Origin of the sequence: Pontibacter fetidus (assembly GCF_010119545.1) — a bacterium.
Taxonomy (GTDB): domain Bacteria; phylum Bacteroidota; class Bacteroidia; order Cytophagales; family Hymenobacteraceae; genus Pontibacter; species Pontibacter fetidus.
Map to the genome: position 1 here is coordinate 131548 of NZ_JAAEAA010000005.1, position 21443 is coordinate 152990.

Here is a 21443-nt window from a genome sequence, read left to right on the forward strand (position 1 = left end):
TTGTCAGGTATCTTAAGCTATTGCCTATTCTTTATGTAACTATAGCAAAAGCTTAATATAGGCCTCAACGTAACCGCGTATACCTACGTAAGGATATAAGAGCAAACTTGTGTTTTTTCTCATCAAATTCGACAATGTAAAATCTGGCACTATAGCCACAAAAACTAAACGTAATTGCCAGTTATAAACACTACTTTTTTCAGATGGCAAAACTGATTATCGTATCTAACCGCCTGCCGGTTAAACTACAGGAGAAAGACGGGAAACTGAAATACTCACCCAGTGAAGGAGGATTAGCGACCGGTTTGGGCTCTATCTATAAAAAGAAAGATAACCTGTGGATTGGCTGGCCCGGCATGGTGATAGAGGACGAACAGAAGCAGAAAACTGTTATAGAAGAGATCCGGAAGGATAACATGTACCCGGTTTTTCTGACAGAAAACGAGGTAAAAGAATTTTACGAAGGCTTTAGTAACGAAACACTTTGGCCTACTTTCCATTATTTCAGCCAGTACGCCATTTACGAACAGGACCTTTGGGACACCTATGTAGAGGTAAACCAGAAATACTGCGACGAGATACTGAAACATGCCAGCCCCAACGATACCATTTGGGTACACGATTACCAACTGTTGCTGTTGCCATCTATGCTACGCGAAAAACTGCCCGATGCAACTATAGGTTTTTTTCAGCACATTCCGTTTCCGAGTTACGAGGTGTTCAGGCTGCTGCCCTGGCGTAAAGAGATACTGGAAGGGATGCTGGGCGCTGACCTGGTGGGTTTCCATACCTATGACGATATGCGCCACTTCCTGAGTTCGGTAAACAGGCTGATTGGCTACGGCGGCATGCATGGCTGGATAAATACCGGAACCCGTTCCCTGCTCGTCGATTCGTTTCCGATGGGGATAGACTATGAAAAGTATTCGGAAGTAGCGGCATCAGAAAAAGTGCTGAAACTGGAGGAGCAATATCGTAAAAACGTTGGTACCGAAAATATCATCATCTCGATAGACAGGCTAGACTATTCTAAAGGAATACCACAGCGTTTACAGGCTTTTGAAATGTTCCTGGAACGTTACCCCGAGTTTCATGGAAAGGTAACGCTGGTGATGCTGGTGGTGCCAAGCCGTGATGCCGTGGAGAAGTATAAAGAACTGAAAGAAGAAGTAGACGAACTGGTTGGCCGCATCAATGGCAAGTATAGCGACATCAACTGGAACCCGATACAATATTTTTACAGATCGTTGCCACTGGAGGTACTTTCTGCTTTTTACCGCATGGCTAATGTAGCCCTGGTAACCCCGATGCGCGACGGCATGAACCTGGTGTGTAAAGAGTATGTAGCCAGTAAACTAGACCAGAAAGGGGTGCTTATACTCAGCGAAATGGCCGGGGCCTCTAAAGAACTATCAGATGCGCTGCTTATAAACCCAAATGACATAAATAAGATGGTTGAGGCGCTGCATGAAGCCCTGACCATGCCGGAAGAAGAGCAGAAAATGCACATGGCCGTGATGCAGGATACCTTGAAACGCTATAACATTCACCACTGGGTAAGCCTGTTTATGGACCGCCTTTCTTATGTGAAGATCAAGCAGATGTCTTTGGAAACCAGCTACCTCGACGAAGCTACATTCCAGGAAATGAGCGACTCTTACGAATTGGCCAGCTCACGACTTATTTTCCTGGAGTACGATGGCGCACTTACCAACTATAAAGCTAAGCCGCTGATGGCCCGCCCAGATGAAGACCTGCTGGAACTACTCGAAAACCTGAGTGCTAATCCTAAAAACAGAGTTGTAATCATTAGCAGCCGCGAAAAAGCAAACATGGAAGATTGGCTGGGCCACCTGAACCTGGATATAGTTGCCGAGCATGGTGTGTGGCTTAAACAACGTGGAGCAGGCTGGAAAACCATGATGAGCCTGATGGACGACTGGAAAAGCGATATTCGCCTGATTTTGGAACTATATGTTGACCGCACACCTGGCTCCTTTATCGAAGAAAAGGAATATTCGCTGGTGTGGCACTACCGCCGCGTAGAAACCGGCTTAGGCGAACTGCGTGCCCGCGAGTTGGTTAACCACCTGAACTTCCTGGCGACAAACAGTAACCTGCAGGTATTGGATGGGCAAATGGCGGTGGAGATAAAAGCGCAGGAAGTAAATAAAGGCAAGGCAACCAGTCATTGGCTGAACATGTATCCGCATGAGTTTGTGCTGGCCGTTGGCGATGACTGGGGCGATGAAGAAATTTTTAAAGCCATGCCACGTAACGCCTATACTATAAAAACAGGTAATGCGTATTCTATCGCCAAGTATCATTTAGATGGCCCTGGCGAAGTAAGGGAGATGTTAGCGAAACTTATAAAACAGGAATCAAGAGAGATGCCGCCCAACGCTAAAATGACGGGGTGAATTAAAACACAAAAGCCACTGCAAAGTGGCTTTTGTGTTTTAATAGAATTTGAACTTATCATATCAAGGTCAGTGAAAACCTAGGTTTTTATAGTTTTTACTATATCGTTTAGAACGAAGTTGAGAAATCTTATATATCCTATAGTCTTCTGTCATTTCAAACAAAGTGCGAAATCTATCACAGCTTATAGTTGAAGACTTCTGCAATATGAAACAAGTCTTCCTTTCAAATTCCCTATCTTCCTGGGAGCTTTACTGACCCATCGTTTCAACTTAACTTTGGTGCCCTCACGGCCGGGAGGCCCCGTCTTTGGGCATCGCGCTGCTGCCTTCTTGCTATCCTCGTTCCTCGGATTGCCTGACGGCACCGCAACAAGTCAAAGGCGCTCAACCCAAAGACTGATATCTTTCTACTATTGACCACTATCTATAGTTTAAACTTGCTCGCTTCGAGATTTATCATAGTTATAGTTTCGTAGGGACAGGTCGCGACCTGTCCGTATTATGCCGCCAACTATAGAACTGTAACTTTAACTATAGCTAATGCAGAAATTCCCCTCTTGAGAGGGTAGGGTGTGTTATAGTATAGTCTTAACGCATCTTCTCACAAGATCCTTCCAGGATGACAAAAGAAAATGTAGCAGAAACTACTTCCCCTGTTTTGAGGGTAGGTGCCCTCTTAAAAGGAGATGGCAGGGGAAAATCCTAAAACAGCGTTCCGCTACCACTGTTCTTGCTTTCAACCTTTTTAGGCTTGGCGGGCTCTTCGCAGTTTTCTTCGTTAAATACCTGGTCTATGGCTTTTTCGGCGGCGCGCAGTTTGTCTTTGCAGAGTTTAATAAGCTGCGACGAACGCTGTACCTTCTGGGTCAGTTCATCCACATCCACCGCATCGTTCTCAATCGCTCTCAGAATTTCTTCTAGCTCCTGCGTTGCTTCGCGGTAGGTCATGGTGCTGATATCTTTATAGGGTGTCATTGGCTTCTTTGTTTACGATTATACTATGGATGGTGCCGTCTTTCATTCTGGTTTCTACTACATCGCCGTCCTGCACCTGGGCTATGCTTTTTATGATCCTGCCGTTAACCAACGTAAGCGTGTAACCGCGCAGCAACAATTTTTCGGGGTTATTGGCCTTTATGCTTGCTTCGATCAGTTTAAGCCGGTGCTCGTCGGTTTGCAGTTTGCGGGCAGTGGCAAATGCCAGCTTATTGCTTTGTTTGGTAAAACTGATCTCTTTTAGTTTTATATTCTCTTTTACTTCGGTCTCTACACAGTGGCTGAGCGTGTTTAGCTCATGCTCCTTCATATGCAGGTAGCGCTGTGCCTTACCTTCTACGCAAACGGCGAGCTCGCTCAGGTAGCGCTCCCGTTGATGCATCCGGTCTTTGGTACATGCACTAATATCACGTTCCAGGTCACTTACCGTATGTTTCTGGCTATCCAGAAAAGCCTTTGGTTTAACCAGTAATCCCCGCGATAATGTTTCCAGCAAGTCCCGACCTTCCTGTAAGAAATCTTTGGTTGTGTTGGATATCCGTAGTCGTACCCTTTCCAGTTTGTCTTCTGTCAGGTTCAGTTGCTGGGCTGTAAACATCCGGATGCTATCGTAAAGTCCTTCGGTATATTCTTCAAAGCTACGGAAACGTTCTATCAGGAAAGTGGCTACAGCTGTTGGCGTTTTTAAACGGGTGTGTGCTACCAGGTCGGCAATGCTTTCGTCGCGCTCGTGGCCAATACCTGTTAACACCGGCAAAGGGGCATTCCCAATCGAAGCAGCTATACTATAGTCATCAAAACAGCTCAGATCGGTTTGCGAACCACCACCCCGAATAATAACAATAGCATCAAAGCGCTCTTTATAGTTTGCGATTAGGGCCATGGCTTTATTTACAGAAGCGGGGGCGTCGTTGCCCTGCACTGTTGCCGGAAAAAGCGTTGTATGGAAACTATAGCCGTACGCGTTATTTTGCAACTGATGAATAAAATCCTGGTAACCAGCCGCTGTGGCCGACGAAATTACGGCCAGGCGTTGCGGAACTTCCTCCAGTTCCAGTTCTTTATTTGCAGTCAGTAATCCTTCTGCTTCCAGTCGCTTCAGGGTTTCCTGTCGCTGGCGGGCAAGGTCACCGATGGTATAGTTTGGGTCGATGTTCTGGATATCTAGGCTCAAGCCATACAGCTCATGAAAACGCACCGTTGCCTGGAAAAGGATCTTTAATCCTGCTTTAAGCGGCTGACCTGTCTTATCCTCGAAAAAACGGCTGAGCATCGAAAACCGGGCGCTCCAGATGGTAGCACGAGCCTGGGCCACCACATTGCGGGCATCGTCGCCTTTATCAACCAGCGTTACATAGCAATGGCCTTTGCGCCGGTCCGGAGTAATCTGGGCTATCTCGGCTACAACCCAGTAGCTGTCCGGAAACGAAATCTCCAGTTCCTCCCTGATCTGCTGGTGCAGCTCAAAGAGCGACAGAGGAGTCTGGAACTCCTCGTAAACAGTGGTCTGCCGGAAAAATAACTGGGACATCAGCCGGATTAAGGGTTACTCTACTATAAATAGCAAATTACGAATTGATTTTATAGTTGTAAGGTAAGTATACCGGAATTTTTAAATTTTTTGCTCCTGCGACTTTATATAGTACTATAACTATACTTGTAAGGTTGCTAATTTGTTTGGTTTTATTGTTGCGTTTTAGGTTGCTGAAGTTGCGCTAATACCTCGTTTACCTGCTGTTGCCATTCCTGTTTCTGAAGGATGACCGGTGGCGCGGCGCGTTCCAGGCAGTCCAGGGCAGGGCAGCGCTCGCAGGTTTCGTTTACCATCCGGTGCAGTATGACAGGGTCCTGCAAAAATTTTACTTTCCGGCGCAAATTCTCATTCAGAAGCAAACCAATACTTACCGTTTCAGATGCCCGCTCCGATGGATTTGCCAACGCTATGACCAGGTACTCGTTTTCGGAGTTGATGTAATTGGAGCGTTGTGCCCCAACTATAGGCCCACCACCCGGCATGGTTGCAAAATCGTTAAACAAGGTTAGTGAGATCCAGCGGCGGCAATAGTGTTCGTTCAGCAGCGACGCGTGCGGGTTATGCAAACCAGCCAGGTGCAGCTCTTTGGTAAGCGAATAATGCTGGGTGCCCGGCTCGTGGTTAAACCTTAGAAAGAACAGTTGTTTGATGTTAAAGAACCTTGGTAACAGCGATGTGATACGGTGCAGCAATGTTTCCGGGGATGTTTTGTAGGTATCCATCAGTTGCAGCAAAAACTCCGGTTGCCAGGTAGGTAATGAAAAAAAACGCTGCAAGTCCTGCACCAGTCGGTCGCGGTTAAGCAGCAGGGCGCCGGCAAAGTACGAAGCCCTGAAATGGTTGAGCACTTCCTCAAAAGAAGTCACTTTAACCCAGGTAGATGTATAAGGCCGCAACTGTAGTTGCAGGTGTTGGAAGCCAAGTTCGCGGGCCATGGCAAAAGCCTGTTGTTGTTCTGTTAAGGCAGCATTCAGTAACAGTTTAGGCGATGGGTCCGGTATAAAAACACTGCGCAGGGGCTTAAGGGCAGGCTGTTCGTCAAAAGTAGCCAGCTCAGTTTCGATGCCATAGATATTCAGGAGCAAGTCGTTTAACTGGGGCAGGGTAGGTGTAAATTCAGGATCGAGGCCATGAGTTGTAAGAAAGGTTTCCGCTTCCGATTCAATATCCTCAAAATAGTTTTCGTGCAGTTCCTGGTACGAGCGCAGCGCAGAAAAATAGAACTGTTCTACCCGCAGGTCAAAAGCCCTGGAAATTTCAAGTAACGTTTTAATAAAAGCGCTCAGTTTGGCCGGGGCAGTAGCAAATATATCTACCAGCCGGCTCAGGTCCAGCCCGAAATGCTCGAGCGGCAACTCCGATAAGATATTGGAATGCAGCAACTCACCTACCGGTTGCAGTCGCTTCGATAACTGCAGCGACACCAACGAATCATAACTCACGCCCAAGGCATCGGCTATAGTTGCAATCTTACTTGGCTTCGGGTGTTTCTTCCCTTTTTCGATCTCATTCAGGTACGATACTGATATTTCGGTGGCAGCCGCGAGGTCGGTCAGCGAGATGCCTTTTTCGATACGCAGTTGCTTAATTTTCAATCCGAGGATGAGTCGGATAATGTCTTCCTGCAGCTTCATGTAAAGGGTTATAGTTTGGGCGCTGATGTGAAATACGAGGATTTAATGGATAACTCCTAAAAAAGCGTAAAAATATTTTTAGCGAAAATTCGCTAAAATTTTAAAACGCCCGTATAGTTCTAAAAATCCTTAAAAGTATCTCACCATCAAATTCTTATAAAGTCATGATTACTGAAAGCACGATCGAAGTAAAAGGAAAGATGACAGAAACCTTTGAGAAAATACTTACACCCGATGCCCTGGAATTTGTGGAAATGCTGCACGACAGGTTTAATGCTAAGAGGCTGGAGTTGCTGGCAGAAAGAGTAACAAGACAGCAACGGATAGATGCTGGTGAGTTACCGGGTTTTCTGACTGATACCGAAGACATCCGCAAAGCTGACTGGAAAGTGGGAAGTATACCGGAGGACTTGCAGCTGCGCCGGGTAGAAATTACCGGCCCTGTTGACCGCAAGATGGTGATCAATGCGCTGAACTCCGGAGCCAATGTGTTTATGGCCGACTTTGAAGATGCCACTTCACCAACTTGGGAAAACCTGTTGCACGGGCAACTTAACCTGCGCGATGCCATTCGCCGGGACATTGATTTTACAGTACAGAACGGCAAAACGTACCGGCTAAACGAGAAAGTGGCCGTATTGATGGTGCGCCCGCGTGGCTGGCATCTGCCTGAAAAACATGTTTTGATCGGTGACACCCCGGTTTCAGGGTCTCTTTTTGATTTCGGTTTATACTTTTACCATAACGCGAAAGCCCTTTTAGAGCGCGGAACCGGGCCTTACTTTTACCTGCCTAAACTGGAAAATCACCTGGAAGCCCGGCTTTGGAACGATGTGTTTGTAGCCGCCCAGGAGGCGCTGGATATTCCTGTCGGAACTATAAAATGCACCGTGCTCATCGAAACCATAACAGCCGCTTTTGAGATGGAAGAGATCCTGTATGAACTACGTGACCATATAGTTGGGCTGAATGCCGGCCGCTGGGATTACATTTTCAGTGCGATCAAGAAATTCAGGAAGCATGCAACAATCGTTTTCCCGGACAGAACAGACGTGACCATGCAGGTGCCATTTATGAAAGCCTATACTGATCTGCTGGTAAAGACCTGCCACAAACGCGGGGCGCATGCCATGGGCGGGATGGCCGCTTTTATACCTAACCGCCACGACCCAACTATAAACGAGAGAGCCTTTGCCAAAGTAGCCGCAGACAAAGCCTTTGAAGCAGCCAATGGTTTCGACGGAACCTGGGTTGCTCACCCGGATCTGGTTAAAGTTGCCCGCGCTGCTTTCGATGATGTATTAGGTGATAAACCGCACCAGAAAGAGGTGCTCCGAGAGGATGTACAGGTTACCGCAAAGGACCTGCTCAACTTTACTATTCCGGATGGTAGAATTACCGAACAGGGGCTGCGGCTGAATATAAATGTTGGCATCATGTACATCGGCAACTGGTTGTGCGGCACAGGCGCGGCGGCTATTCATAACCTGATGGAAGATGCTGCAACTGCGGAAATTTCGCGGGCACAGGTATGGCAATGGCTACACCACGAAAATACCAGAACGGTAGATGGCCTGGAGATAACCGAGGAGCGCGTACTGCAACTTATTAAAGAAGAAACCGCGAACATAAAAGAAGAGATTGGCCTGGTGATGTTCAAGAATTGTCATTTCGAGAAGGCTGCTCAGTTGTTCTCCGAATTGGTCTTATCAAAATACTTCGTCGAGTTTCTGACCCTGCCAGCTTACAAATACCTGGATTAATTAATAATGATTAATGGCGAATGAGTAATGAAGAATTGCTGTTTGTAGCCATTTCGCATTCATCATTAGTCCTTGGTCACTTATCATTAATCATTCTTCATTATTCACTACTCATTAATTACTGCCATGAACAAGAAAGAAAGAATTCAGAAGATCGAAACAGATTGGATTGAAAATCCGCGTTGGGCGGGCATCCGCAGACCCTATAGTGCCGAAGAGGTAGTGAAGTTACAGGGCTCGGTACAGATAGAACATACACTGGCCAGAAACGGGGCTACAAAACTATGGAAATTGCTGCACTCTGAAAAGTATGTGGCTGGCTTGGGCGCGCTAACTGGAAACCAGGCGGTGCAGGAAGTACAGGCAGGCCTGAATGCCATTTACCTGAGCGGTTGGCAGGTAGCTGCTGATGCCAACCTGGCCGGGCACATGTATCCCGACCAAAGCCTGTATCCGGCCGACTCTGTACCGAATGTGGTGAAGAAGATTAACAACTCCCTGCTGCGTGCCGACCAGATACAAAGTGTAATCGGCGACGGAGAAATAGATTACATGGTACCTATAGTTGCCGATGCCGAAGCCGGCTTTGGCGGTAACCTGAACGCTTTTGAGTTAATGAAAATGATGATAGAAGCGGGCGCGTCAGGAGTGCATTTTGAGGATCAGTTATCGTCTGCTAAAAAGTGCGGCCACCTGGGAGGTAAGGTGTTGGTTCCTACACAAGAAGCTATCAATAAACTGGTTGCCGCGCGCCTGGCAGCCGATGTAATGGGCGTACCAACTATAGTTGTTGCCCGCACCGACGCTGATGCCGCCACCCTGATCACCAGCGACATTGACCCACGCGATCATGAATTTATACTGGATGCACCACGAACCAGCGAAGGCTTTTACCATGTGCGCTGCGGCATAGAGCAGGGGATAGCACGCGGCCTGGCCTACGCGCCATATGCTGATCTCATCTGGATGGAAACATCACACCCTGACCTGGATCAGGCACGCCGTTTTGCCAAAGCGATCCATAGAGAGTTTCCGGGTAAGTTGCTGGCATATAACTGCTCACCGTCTTTTAACTGGGCAGCTAAATTAAGTGTGGAAGAGATGGCTATTTTCCGGGAAGAACTGGCAGAGATGGGCTATAAATTCCAGTTTATAACGCTGGCTGGTTTCCATGCACTTAACACCAGTATGTTTGAGCTGGCCAAGGCATACAAAGAGCGCGGCATGGCGGGTTACTCCGAGTTGCAGGAGCGGGAGTTTGCCCTTACCAAAGATGGCTTTAAAGCAGTAAAACACCAGTCGTTTGTAGGTACCGGTTACTTCGATGCCGTACAGAATACTGTAACAGCCGGTGCTGCCTCTACAGTTGCGTTGGCAGGCTCTACCGAAGAACAGCAGTTTCATTAATAGGAGCTATAGTTATAATATGGTGCGGGCGTAGTTGCCTTTTCCTGGACTACAACTTTATCGGAATGGGCTTTTATTATAAGGGATTGTCCCCTTGAGGGGACTACAGGGGTGTCGATAGGGAACGGATTAGCCCAAAGCTCATCTGTTATGATAAGCTTTGCTAAAAAAACACCCCTATAATCCCCTCAAGGGGATAATTCTCTCTTGTCAAAGAAATCTTTAACTGAAAAAGGGCGAAGATGGAAATGTTATGGGACATGATAAGGCATCTTCGCTCGTGTCGAACTATAGTCTGGGCGTCCCGACCAGTTGAGTTATAAGCTTCACTTTATTAAAGGCATGGGCTGCATGCCTGGGCTGGCCAATATAATTATCTTAGAAACTATAGTTACCAAAAAGCCCGCAGAGACTTTTGTGTCTGCGGGCTTTTTGCTGCTATTGGCAGTAACTATAAAATCACTTAATGCACTACGCGTAATACGGGTTCCGGCAGCGGCTGGCGGGTTTCGTGGTCTATGGTAAAGTACCCAACCATACTGGGTCCATAGCCAAGGTTTATCTCTATAAACCGGTTCTTTTCCGGCAGCATGCTGATCAACTCAGAACGAAGGGTACTGTATTTTGATAACAGGTCAGCCATTTTTTGTTCTTTGTCATTCAGATCGTTATGGCCTTCTTTAATTTCCTGCTCCAGGTCGTGCTGCTCGGGATCAAAATCCGATTTCATGCTTTGTAGCGAAAGCAGTTCTACATCCAGTAAACGAATGTCGCGCTCAATGTTGAGGTATTCTTTTACCTTATCTTCCAGCGGAATCAGCGATTTGTCTAAATATTGTGTCAGGTTTTCCATAGTAATTTGCAGGGTGTTGCGTTGTATGGAAGTATACGCAGTTCACAGAATTTATTTTCGGATTTTAAGCTATAGCTTTCAGAAACTATAGTTTAAAGCCATTTAAAAAATTTACGAAGCAGCTTAAGTTTATCGCCGTATGGTGGATACCGGAACGGAAGGTCGAGCCAGGTGCCGCGGTATAGCACACTTTTCTGATGCGAAAAAACATCAAAACTGGCCATGCCGTGGTAACTGCCCAAGCCGCTGCTGCCCACGCCGCCAAACGGTAAATTAGGGTTAGCCAAATGCGAAATAGTATCGTTAATACAGCCTCCGCCAAAGTGCACCTGCTGCAGTACCTGGTCCTGGTATAGTTTATTATTGGTAAACAAGTATAGCGCAAGTGGCTTGGCATGGCGGTTAACCATGGTTATGGCTTCGTTTAAGGTATCAAATGCAATTACCGGAAGTATGGGCCCGAAGATCTCTTCCTGCATGGACGGGTGATCCCAGGTGATGTTGTCAAGCACAGTTGGCGCGATGTATTTTTCTGAAGGATCAGTCTGGCCCCCAATCCGGATGTTTTCCGGGGTAAGCATGGCATTTAGGCGCTCAAAATGCCGGATGTTGATGATGCGGGCAAAGTCGGGGCTGCTGGCAGGATGCTCGGTATAAAAATCACGGATGCATTGGGCCATCTGCTGGATAAATTCTTCTTTTACATCTTCCTGCACCAACACATAATCGGGGGCTACGCAGGTTTGTCCGGCGTTTAAAAACTTGCCCCAGCAAATGCGACGCGCTGCAAGTTCCATATCCGCATCAGCGCTAACTATAGCCGGGCTTTTACCGCCAAGCTCCAGCGTAACAGGTGTCAGGTTTTCGGCGGCGGCTTTCATCACTACTTTGCCAACCTGTGTGCTTCCCGTAAAAAAGATATAATCGAACTGCTGTGCCAATAACTGCTGGGTGGTTTGTACGCCACCTTCTACTACGGCAAGGTAACGTTCCTCAAAATTTTGTGAGATAAGGCGGTTAACTATAGCTGCGGTGTTTGGCGCAATTTCAGAGGGTTTAAGTATAGCGCAGTTGCCGGCTGCCATAGCCCCGATCAGCGGAGTGAAAAGCAGGTTAAGCGGATAGTTCCAGGGCGAGATGATGAGCGCCACTCCGTAAGGTTGGGGGTATACATAACTGCGCGCCGGAAAATTGATCAGCGATTCTGGTACCTTGCGGGGTTTTACCCAGTCGTCTATACTTTTCAGGGCCAGCTTCAGTTCCAGTTCTATAAACCCGATCTCGGTGCCAAACGCTTCCAAGGCAGGCTTCCGGAAATCAGCATAGAGGGCATCAAACAAATCCTGCTCGTGCGCTTTTAAAATGTGTTGTAGTTTGCGCAGTTGTGCCTTCCGGAAGTTAACGGGCAGGGTATGGCCGGTAGCAAAATAAGTGCGTTGCAGGCGCAACAGCATTTCGATGCGTTCCTGGCTGTCTTCCCCGGTTGCAGGAGGTGTGGCGTGTTGTTGGGAAAGGGCCATATGCTAACGTTTTGAGTTGATGTCGTCGGTTGGAGATGGTGAAGCAGTTCGTCCCGTAAAGTTATCCATAGAAGTGTATACGTTAAATATACGGCCAACTATAACGTCGAAGAGGCGTGTTGGCAAAAGCCCCCGGAACAATGGTAAAAGGTGAACTATAGCAGGTTTGCGCACAATGATCCTGTTATCTGCTATGGCTTGTACAATAGCTTCTGAAATGACATCGGGGTCAAGTATAGGCGTGAGCAAAGGCCCGCGTGCACCGGCAAACATACCGGTATTTATGTAGCTTGGCGTAACGGTGGTAACGTGCAGGTCTTTGCTTTGCTTTTCCAACTCCAGGCGCAGGCTCTCAGACCAGCCAAGTACCGCCCATTTGCTGGCTGCATACACGCTCATGCGCGGGTTTGGTGTAAGGCCTGCCGCAGAGGCAATGTTTACAATATGGCCGCTTCCGCGCGTAATAAAACCATCTAAAAAAGCCAGGGCCACATACATCGGCCCGGCAGCATTTATGCCTAAGGTGCGGTCTATGTCGCGGTAGCTGTGCTCCTGAAACAGGTTACCAACCACTATTCCGGCATTATTGATAACTATAGTTGGCAACCCGACTTCCTGTATCACCTGTTCCGCGGCTTGTTGCACGTTTTGTGCATTGGCCACATCTACTATATACCCGCTTGCGCTAAAACCTTCTGCCTGTAAATCTGTAACAACCCGGTTAAGCAGTTCGGTGTTCACATCCCAGATAACCAGGTGGCTGGCTCCACGCTGCAGGCATTTACGGCCTATTATGTTGCCGATGCCCGAGGCACCGCCTGTTATCAAAACTATACTTCCCGAGATCTGTGTCATAGTTAGCGATAGGTATATTTTAAAAGCATCTTTAAATTAATAAGTATTTAAATAAAATAGAACGATAGCTACTGATTTAGAAAACAGACATGCAGATACGATAAATTTGTATCTTTGAAAGCAGCCATTGAACAGGTTGCCAAAGTATAGCACACACTACTATGAAGATAATCGAATGCCCGCGCGATGCAATGCAGGGGCTCCAGAAATTTATACCTACCGATGTTAAGATTGAGTACATCAACCAACTGCTAAAAGTAGGATTTGATACGATTGATTTCGGAAGCTTTGTGTCGCCGAAGGCTATACCGCAGATGAGCGATACGGCAGAAGTGCTGGCTAACTTGGACCTGGATAACACCACCTCAAAACTGCTGGCCATAATTGCAAACATACGTGGTGCAGAAGAAGCCGCTCAGCATAAACAGATCGATTACCTGGGTTTCCCGCTTTCAGTTTCCGAAACGTTTCAGCAGCGCAACACCAACAAAACTATAGCCGAGGCCATGGAGCAACTGGCCCACATTCAGGAAATCTGCCATAAGCACAATAAAACCCTCGTAACATACATCTCCATGGGTTTCGGAAATCCGTACAACGACCCTTGGGATACCGAAACGGTGCTGCACTTCGTTCACGAACTGGACAAACTACAGGTTAAGATCATTTCGCTGTCTGATACCATTGGCGTTTCTAATCCGGAGAATATACATTATTTGTTCAGTTCCCTGATTCCGGCGTTTAAACACATTGAGTTTGGTGCGCACCTGCATACCACGCCTACTACCTGGCACGAAAAAGTGGAGGCTGCCTATAGTTCCGGCTGCCGTAGCTTTGATGGGGCCATACGCGGTTTTGGTGGTTGCCCGATGGCGAAAGACGAACTGGTAGGCAATATGGCCACCGAAAATTTAGTAACATACTTTAACACGATTGGTGTAAATTTGAACCTGAACCAGGCCGCCCTGGATGCGGCCATCTCACAGTCTGATGCTGTGTTTTCCTGATTATGGCAAAGAATATAATTGTAGATATTTTCATTCCCTGTTTCGTGGACCAGATGTTTCCGGAAACAGCTATGAACATGGTAAAAGTGCTGGAAAGTGTAGGCTGCGAGGTAAACTATAACCCCAACCAGACCTGCTGCGGACAGCCTGCCTTTAACGCCGGTTTTTTTAGCGAAGCCCGCGAAGTAGCCACCAAGTTTCTGGATGATTTCTCGAACGAGACTTCGCATTACATTGTAGCGCCTTCGGCTTCGTGTGTGGGCATGGTGCGTAATGCATACCAGGATATTTTTGTGAAGTCGTCGAATTTGGTGAAGTACCGCGCCATGCAGAAAAAGGTGTATGAGTTCACGGAGTTCCTGACTGATATTATGGGCATTACCGCTATACCCGGTGCTTCGTTGCCGGGCAAGTTTACCTACCACGACTCGTGCAGCGCTCTCCGTGAGTGCGGCATCAAAGCTGGCCCGCGTGCTTTGCTGGAAAACGTAGAAGGCTTTGAACTGGTAGAGATGGCTGATAACGAAACCTGCTGTGGTTTTGGTGGTACTTTTGCCGTTAAGTTCGAAGCCATATCAACAGCCATGGCCGAGCAGAAAGTAGATAATGCCCTGGCCACTGGAGCCGAGTTTATAGTTTCTACAGACAGCAGCTGCCTGATGCACTTAGAGGCGTATATTAAAAAACAGAACAAGCCTATCAGGACCATGCACATTGCCGATGTGCTGGCAAGTGGCTGGTAGTTTTTGATTGTAGAGTTGCTGAATGTAGTTTCAGTTATAAACTATAGCATATATAAAAAGGCCTGTGCAACTATAAAGTGCACAGGCCTCTTTGTTTTTGTTAAACTATAGTTTAGCGGTTGATATAGTAGCTGAAGCCAATGCCAAATGTGCTGCTACTTAAGTTAAGGCCAAAATCTGACTGAACCTCTTTATATGATCCTTCTTTTGGCTTAAAAGTGACCTTGGTATAGCCAAGCGAGCCGAAATAAGTGCTTAAGCCAATCTTTTCAGTTGGGAAGAAAGTGATGCCAGGAACTATGCTTGCAAATACACAATTCCGTGTAGACTCCGTCTTGGTTGAATTAAAGTTATTTTCAGTTTTATTGTTACCTAAAGAGAATCCCGCTGAAGCAGTTCCGGTAAAGGCGAGTTTCTCCGAAAGCATAAAGTACTTTCTTACAAACGGACTGAACTCAACACTGGTAGAAACTGACTCACTGGTAAATTTATAAGACTCTTTACCGATAACCAACTCGGTCTTTGAATAATTAAGGCCAATATTCATTCCGAGTTCAAGGCGATCACTTACCATATAACCTATACTTGGTTTTAGGGCGAAACTTGTAATGGTATTTGTACGAGGATCACTGTTGCTTTCAATCTCATCCTGTGACCTGTTGATCCCTAAAGTGCCTGATACAACTATACTTCTCTGAGTAGTTTGTGCAAATGCACCTGTACTTAATAAAGCTAAAACGGCTGCTGTTAATAATTTTTTCATGTTTGTTTTCATAAATGTTTCCGTAAAAATATAGAAACATATTAATAACATAATATGTATTAGTTAAGGGATTTTAAGTAGGTTTTTGCAAGTAAGCTGAGCAGAAAACGGTTAATCTATACTTTGTGTGTACCCCTTCGTATAAAGCCTAAAAATAAATACAGTGCAATTTGAGTAAGTCACAGATTACGGGCGGCCGGCCGCTTAAATTATCGGTAAAAGAGTACATGCGCGGTATTACCGGCGGATTGCTTTTTAGTTTTCCGTTACTGTTTACCATGGAGGTATGGTGGGCTGGTTTTAGTGCCACACCTGCGCAGCTTCTGGGCCTGGTACTTTTTACTTATTTGTTATTGCTCGGGTATAACCGGTATGCGGGCATGCGGCCTGGTGTTTCCTGGCGCAGCATCATGATAGATTCTGTCGAGGAAATGGGCATCGGGCTGGTGCTTTCGTTTGCAGTGTTGCTTGTGCTTAACCGGATAGAACTTGCAGGGATGGCCCTGAGCGAGATAATTGGCAAAACCGTGATAGAGGCCATGGCGGTATCCATTGGGGTATCGATTGGTACGGCACAGCTTGGCGCCACCAATGACGCAGAACAGGAAGAAGACGAAGAACTGGAAGCAGAAAAAGAGCCCGGACGCTTTGGTATGGTTGTGCTTGCATTTTGCGGCGCTATACTTATTGGCGGCAATGTGGCCCCAACCGAGGAGGTAGTTATGCTGGCAGTAGAGGCTATGCCTGTCCATATTCTGTTTATGGCCCTTACGTCGGTAGGGCTCAGTGTTATAGTTGTATACTTCAGCGATTTTAAGGGATCATCCAGCAGCCGAAATTCCGATTTTTACTTCTGGCTAACCTTTGATACCTGCGTAAGTTACCTGGTAGCATTGCTGGCATCGGCAGTAACACTCTGGTTTTTTGGCCGGTTCGAGGGGCTTAACTTCTGGACAGGTTTTTCAGAAGTAATTGTGCTGGGCGTGTTGTCTTCGTTAGGAGCATCGGCGGGCAGGTTACTTATAAAATAAAGCAATGACAGTGGAAAAGAAAGATAAACAAAACAGCAACGACCAGAAGAACTGGCTGGAGTGGCTTGTATTTGGGGTAAGCCTGTTTTTATTGGTGGGGATACTGGGCTATCTCTTATACCAGACTATACAGCATAAACCAGGCGAACCCGACATATACGCCGAAGCAATGGCCGATCCGTCTGAGTTAGCGCCTAACCGCTATTTGGTAAGTATTTTTAATAAAGGAGGCGCGACTGCCGAAGAAGTGGTTATAGAATTTAAGCTCTATAAAAGTGGTGCAGAAAAGGAGAAATCAGAATTGTCAGTGGCTTTTGTGCCGAAAGATTCAGAGAGTAAAGGCTGGATAACTTTCTCGGGCAAACTTGAAACTACTGACTCAGTAGCGACAAGAGTGATCAGTTATAAAAAACCGTAATTGTAGTTGCTTACATAAAATAAAAACCTGCCATGGCAAAAAAGAAAAATCAACAACCGGTAGTTAAAGCCAATAACCAGACGGTGGAGTTACCTGTGCCTAAAGGCAAGCTACTGGCAATAGGCGGCAAAGAAAGCAAGTCAGGGGAAGAGCAGACTGAAGTACAGCGCCTGAGTAAAGACTTTATCAGCGAAGAAATTCTGAAACGTTTTGTAAAAGAACTGCGTGGCGAAAACCCTATGGTAGCAGTGTTGCCAACTGCATCAGGAGAGCCTGACGAAAGTGCCCAAAGCTACGTGAAAGAGTTTAAAAACCTGGGTATAAACGATGTGCAGGTGCTGGATATAAGAGAGCGGGCCGACGCGATGAAGGAAGAGAACTGCGAAATAATAAAAAAAGCGGCCGGCATTATGATAACCGGCGGAGACCAGCTAAAACTAACAGCTATACTTGGGGGTACGTCTTTCCTGGAAACTATAAAAGAGCGCTATACTTTCAACGATTTTATAATTGCCGGCACAAGTGCGGGCGCAGCGGCACTCTCCACACCTATGATTTATGAGGGTGAAACCAATAAAGGCATGCTGAAAGGTGATGTGCGCATCACTACCGGTCTGGAGTTTCTGAAAAACGTAGCCATAGATACTCACTTTATTCAGCGCGGCCGCATTATACGCATGGCGCAGTGCATAGCAACTAACCCTGGCTGTATTGGCATCGGTCTGGAAGAGGATACGGCTGTACTTGTAACAGAAGGCCGGCATGTAGAAGTAATCGGAACCGGGTTGGTAACTGTTGTAGATGGCATGAAGATTACACGCAACAGTATTTACGAGATTGAAACTGGCGAGCCATTTTCGCTGTGTGGGATAACTGTGCACCTGATGGCGGCCGAAGAGACCTATGTACTCCCAGTTTTCAACCAGTTGCATGCATGATAGGCTAATATGAAGTTACATACTATAGCAATAGTTCAAGGGCTATGCTGGGTGATAACCGGTATCTAGCCCTTTTTGCATTTGAGTACAGTTCTTGCCCCGAATTCTATACACCGAGTATAAGCTTAGCTGGGATTTAAATGGGTATCTTCTGTTTACCGGGAAAGCCGATACTCTGTGTTTTTTCCAAAACTATAGCCGGTAACTATAGGTTTTACCCAAAACAAAAGGCATCCTGCTACACAAGATGCCTTTTATAGTTTATACTTCAGCTTTTTAAGCTTCCGGTCGCAGGCGTACTACCAGCCCGTTCAGTTCGGGGGTTACGCGCAGTTGGCACGATAGCCGGCTCGTTTCGGTAGCATGTGGTAACGATTCCAGCATAAAAGCTTCGTCATCGTTCATTTCTGGTAATTCACCGCTTTCCAGTACCTCTACATGGCAGGTAGCACAAATGGCCATGCCGCCGCAAATGGCAGGCACATCCAGTTCATTAGCCTTCATCACTTCCATCAGCGAAAGGCCCATATCCGTCGGGGCTTCCAGCTCTACACGTTCACCGTTCTGGGTTTCAACTATAATTTTTATCAGATCTTCCATGGGCTATAGTTCCTGTATGCCATTTACGGTGGTGTATTTCAATACAAATTTTTTGTCAGGGTACACGATGTTGTAAGCGCTCTGGGCCATTAAAGCAGCCTCATGGAAACCGCACAATATCAGCTTCAGCTTGCCGGGGTAGGTGTTAATATCGCCAATGGCATAAACGCCCGGTATGTTGGTAGAATAATCAACGGTGTTTACCACGATTGCACTTTTATCCAGCTCCAATCCCCAGTTATCGATAGGGCCAAGCTTTGGCACCAGCCCGAACAACGGAATAAAGTAATCGGTCTCTATTTCGTAAGGCGTTTCGTTATCTACCAGCACAGTTACCGCATTCAGTTTTCCATTGCCATGCACATCCGTCACGTTCGATTTCAGTAATAGCTTCAGGTGTCCTTCTTCGGCCATGCTCACTACTTTTTGTGCGGATTCGGGAGCGCCCCGGAACGAGGTGCCACGGTGTACAAGGGTCAGGTCTTCGGCAATGCCGGCCAGGTAAATAGCCCAGTCCAGGGCAGAGTCGCCACCACCGGCTATAACTACTTTTTTGCTACGGAAATGCTCCGGGTCGCGCACCATATAGTTTACACCTTTGCCTTCAAATGTTTCCAGGTTATCAATAGCAGGTTTGCGCGGCTCAAAAGAACCCAGTCCGCCCGCTATAACCACAACTTTACAGGCTACATGGGTGCCTTCCGAAGTTTCTACGATAAAGCTGCCGTCTTCCTGTTTGTGCAGGTGCTCTACGCGCTCGCCTAAGGTAAACGTAGGGTGAAAAGGGGCTATCTGTTTTTCAAGATTCTTTACCAGGTCGCCGGCCAGCACTTCCGGAAAACCAGGTATGTCGTAGATCGGTTTTTTAGGGTAAATTTCTGATAACTGGCCACCCACTACAGGCAGCGCATCAATTACGTGGCAGCGCATTTTAAGCAAACCTGCCTCAAAAACGGCAAACAAACCCACCGGGCCTGCGCCAACTATACATATATCTGTCGTTAACATTTAGTTAAATAGTTATGATTATGCCAGCCTTGGCTGGTGCCGTAAATGTAAGGGCAAGTGCCCAGCTTACATAACCTTTTCTTCAATAATTAACCCCACATCGGGCGTATTGTTCAGGCAATTTTAGCGTACCGCTACCTTGCGTTCAAAACGGTTTTTTTCGGCAGTTTTGTTCCTGACCAGAGCCCGCAGCAGCAACGGTAACTATAGTTAGACCATATAGTGGTTACCGGGTTACACCAACAGGGCAGCACCGTGAATGCCAGGTATTTAGAAGTGTAAATCAGAACCGCAACCCGGGGGCTCCGTTTATAAAGGAATGTTTTACGCTTAAACAGATTAATTATGGCAAGACGAAATGAGTATGAACGCGACAGGTCGTATGGTGGCTATTACGGTACAAGCTCTGATGGTGGCTATACCCACGATTATGATAACCAACACAGATCGGGAGGCAATGATAGAGGACGTGAAATAGGCGCAGGCCGTAGCATGCGGGGCAACGATTATTACCACAATGCAGCGCAGGATTACCGTAACTATAACGACGTAGACTCCCAAAACGTTGGCGCGCGGCCGTATGATGACAGGAGTAGAGGAATGCGGTACGGTGAAAGTACAGGTTACGGACATTCGGACTATAGCAGCAGAAACAACCCATACCAGAACCGCGAACAATATAACACAGGCCCATACGAAGAATATATAGATTACAGCAGCCGCAACTATGGCAGCTTTGACAACAGTCCCGAACCAGACGATTACACTCCTGAACCTTATAACACAGGCGGCCGCGGCTACTACCGCGATACCTATAGTTCGGGCAACGATTACAGTCGGAATTATGACCGTAATCAGGGCTACGACCGGTCTTTCAGGGGAATGCCACAGGGCTACGGCTCTACCAGGTACGATGAGCGCGACCTGGACCGCGAGCGCAGCGTTAGAGGCAACCGAAACAACCTTAACCGCAACGATTATACCATGTAACCTTGGCAGGACCTGCCAGAGCGGGTTTGCTGTTTCAGGTTTGCAGCTATAGTTGGCATGCAGCTTTTATATTAATACATCCTAAAACTATAAACAGAAACTATGGAAAGATACGACAGAGATAATTATTACCACAGCGGCTTAGGAAGCGAGAACCGCCGCGACTGGGACCGTTCCTCACGCGACGGTGACTTTGGCCGCGACTACGAAAACCGTTTCCGGAACACTCACGACCGTGACGAAGAATACCGCCGCCGCAACTATGGCACAGACCGAAACTATACCAGCCGCCACGGGCAAAGTCATGACCCTAACGAAATCCGTCGGGGATATGGCATTTCTGATGTTGGTGGCGAAAACCGCTTTACTGACACCGGCGAAAACATTGAACAGCGTATGCGCCGCGACCGCAATTATCTGTATGATCGGGGTTATGGCTCAGGTAGAACCAGTGGCTACAGTGGCGCAGCTTTTGGCGGTTCAAACTATAGTTCTGACGGGGGCTTTGGTGGCTCCGAGGAGTATGGTGCTATGAGTGGCGGAGGTGGTAACGTAGATGATTACGTATCGATGTCGGGCTATGGAGGTGGCCGTGGAAACGTGCCGGTACGTTCTGACAGAGGCGTACCAAACTATAGCAGCGGCAGCAGCAGATCAGGACAATATAATTCGGATTACCGCAGTTCAGGGTTTGGCAGTAACTATGGCGACCGGCACTATGGCACCAGCGAGAGGAGCAGCTCCTGGAACCGGGATAACTACAATGATAACAGCGGAAATGAGGATGATAACGGGATGAACTATAGAAGCTTTGGGATTGGCAACACATCGGTTTACGACAGACGAAATGCTGACCGGGGCGGCTACAGTAACTACGACCCTAACTACTGAGATAAAGCAAAGAAAGGCCGGCAACTATAGCCGGCTTTTTTTTAATACCCTGTAACTATAGTTGCTATA

The 21443-nt window shown here is 47.1% G+C and carries 19 protein-coding genes; 10 read left to right on the forward strand and 9 right to left on the reverse strand.

What is annotated here, in order from left to right; all coding sequences use genetic code 11:
- Positions 1 to 203: 203 nt before the first annotated feature.
- Entirely contained in the window at positions 204 to 2420 is a 2217-nt protein-coding gene (locus GWO68_RS05405; protein ID WP_162345398.1) for a bifunctional alpha,alpha-trehalose-phosphate synthase (UDP-forming)/trehalose-phosphatase, read from the forward strand.
- A gap of 705 nt (positions 2421 to 3125) precedes the next feature.
- Here GWO68_RS05405 and xseB read toward each other — a convergent pair.
- The 3 genes from xseB to GWO68_RS05420 all read right to left on the reverse strand — a co-directional run bounded on the left by xseB (position 3126) and on the right by GWO68_RS05420 (position 6587).
- A complete protein-coding gene (xseB, locus tag GWO68_RS05410) occupies positions 3126 to 3398 on the reverse strand; it encodes an exodeoxyribonuclease VII small subunit (RefSeq protein ID WP_162345399.1) in 273 nt (90 codons plus the stop codon).
- Positions 3385 to 4950 carry an exodeoxyribonuclease VII large subunit gene (gene xseA, locus GWO68_RS05415; protein WP_162345400.1) on the reverse strand — a complete coding sequence of 522 codons (1566 nt, stop codon included), beginning with the start codon at positions 4948 to 4950 and terminating at the stop codon, positions 3385 to 3387. Before xseA ends, xseB begins: the two co-directional genes overlap by 14 nt.
- A 152-nt stretch (positions 4951 to 5102) precedes the next feature.
- Entirely contained in the window at positions 5103 to 6587 is a 1485-nt protein-coding gene (locus tag GWO68_RS05420; RefSeq protein WP_162345401.1) for a helix-turn-helix domain-containing protein, read from the reverse strand.
- A gap of 164 nt (positions 6588 to 6751) precedes the next feature.
- On the opposite strand from GWO68_RS05420, the gene aceB reads away from it, so the two are divergent.
- Both aceB and aceA read left to right on the forward strand, forming a co-directional pair.
- Entirely contained in the window at positions 6752 to 8350 is a 1599-nt protein-coding gene (gene aceB, locus GWO68_RS05425) for a malate synthase A (protein WP_162345402.1), read from the forward strand.
- A 126-nt stretch (positions 8351 to 8476) separates the two neighbouring features.
- The gene (aceA, locus tag GWO68_RS05430) at positions 8477 to 9757 is read left to right on the forward strand and encodes an isocitrate lyase (protein WP_162345403.1); all 1281 of its coding nucleotides are present in this window, start codon (positions 8477 to 8479) and stop codon (positions 9755 to 9757) included.
- Positions 9758 to 10220: 463 nt separating this feature from the next.
- Here aceA and GWO68_RS05435 read toward each other — a convergent pair whose 3' ends face one another.
- The 3 genes from GWO68_RS05435 to GWO68_RS05445 form a co-directional block, all read right to left on the reverse strand.
- A complete protein-coding gene (locus tag GWO68_RS05435) occupies positions 10221 to 10610 on the reverse strand; it encodes a hypothetical protein (protein WP_162345404.1) in 390 nt (129 codons plus the stop codon).
- Positions 10611 to 10702: 92 nt separating this feature from the next.
- Positions 10703 to 12130 carry an aldehyde dehydrogenase gene (locus GWO68_RS05440; protein WP_162345405.1) on the reverse strand — a complete coding sequence of 476 codons (1428 nt, stop codon included), beginning with the start codon at positions 12128 to 12130 and terminating at the stop codon, positions 10703 to 10705.
- A gap of 3 nt (positions 12131 to 12133) precedes the next feature.
- Complete coding sequence (locus GWO68_RS05445; RefSeq protein WP_162345406.1) at positions 12134 to 12985, reverse strand: SDR family oxidoreductase; 852 nt, start codon at positions 12983 to 12985, stop codon at positions 12134 to 12136.
- A gap of 161 nt (positions 12986 to 13146) precedes the next feature.
- Between GWO68_RS05445 and GWO68_RS05450 the strand changes: the two genes are divergently transcribed.
- Both GWO68_RS05450 and GWO68_RS05455 read left to right on the forward strand, forming a co-directional pair.
- Complete coding sequence (locus tag GWO68_RS05450; protein WP_162345407.1) at positions 13147 to 13992, forward strand: hydroxymethylglutaryl-CoA lyase; 846 nt, start codon at positions 13147 to 13149, stop codon at positions 13990 to 13992.
- Positions 13993 to 13994: 2 nt separating this feature from the next.
- Positions 13995 to 14735 (forward strand): (Fe-S)-binding protein, encoded by a 741-nt coding sequence (locus tag GWO68_RS05455; RefSeq protein WP_202923681.1) that lies wholly within the window; start codon positions 13995 to 13997, stop codon positions 14733 to 14735.
- 112 nt (positions 14736 to 14847) lie between these two features.
- Here the strand turns inward: GWO68_RS05455 and GWO68_RS05460 are convergent, their stop codons facing one another.
- Positions 14848 to 15498: an outer membrane beta-barrel protein gene (locus tag GWO68_RS05460; RefSeq protein WP_162345408.1), complete on the reverse strand. Its 651-nt coding sequence runs from the start codon at positions 15496 to 15498 to the stop codon at positions 14848 to 14850.
- A 170-nt stretch (positions 15499 to 15668) separates the two neighbouring features.
- Between GWO68_RS05460 and GWO68_RS05465 the strand changes: the two genes are divergently transcribed.
- From GWO68_RS05465 to GWO68_RS05475, 3 genes are read left to right on the forward strand one after another with little or no spacing between them, the layout of a single operon-like run.
- Positions 15669 to 16529, forward strand: coding sequence for a TIGR02587 family membrane protein (locus GWO68_RS05465; protein ID WP_235941949.1), 861 nt, complete (start codon positions 15669 to 15671; stop codon positions 16527 to 16529).
- 10 nt (positions 16530 to 16539) lie between these two features.
- Entirely contained in the window at positions 16540 to 16947 is a 408-nt protein-coding gene (locus tag GWO68_RS05470; RefSeq protein ID WP_317164489.1) for a hypothetical protein, read from the forward strand.
- A 32-nt stretch (positions 16948 to 16979) separates the two neighbouring features.
- A complete protein-coding gene (locus tag GWO68_RS05475; RefSeq protein WP_162345410.1) occupies positions 16980 to 17885 on the forward strand; it encodes a cyanophycinase in 906 nt (301 codons plus the stop codon).
- Between the two features lie 276 nt (positions 17886 to 18161).
- Here the strand turns inward: GWO68_RS05475 and GWO68_RS05480 are convergent, their stop codons facing one another.
- Positions 18162 to 18485, reverse strand: a complete 324-nt coding sequence (locus GWO68_RS05480; RefSeq protein ID WP_202923682.1) for a 2Fe-2S iron-sulfur cluster-binding protein — start codon at positions 18483 to 18485, stop codon at positions 18162 to 18164.
- A 3-nt stretch (positions 18486 to 18488) separates the two neighbouring features.
- Positions 18489 to 19493: an NAD(P)/FAD-dependent oxidoreductase gene (locus GWO68_RS05485; protein WP_162345411.1), complete on the reverse strand. Its 1005-nt coding sequence runs from the start codon at positions 19491 to 19493 to the stop codon at positions 18489 to 18491.
- Positions 19494 to 19838: 345 nt separating this feature from the next.
- Here GWO68_RS05485 and GWO68_RS05490 point away from each other — a divergent pair, with 345 nt between their 5' ends.
- Complete coding sequence (locus GWO68_RS05490; RefSeq protein WP_162345412.1) at positions 19839 to 20483, forward strand: hypothetical protein; 645 nt, start codon at positions 19839 to 19841, stop codon at positions 20481 to 20483.
- Positions 20484 to 20585: 102 nt separating this feature from the next.
- Entirely contained in the window at positions 20586 to 21374 is a 789-nt protein-coding gene (locus GWO68_RS05495; RefSeq protein WP_162345413.1) for a hypothetical protein, read from the forward strand.
- Positions 21375 to 21443 lie beyond the last annotated feature (69 nt).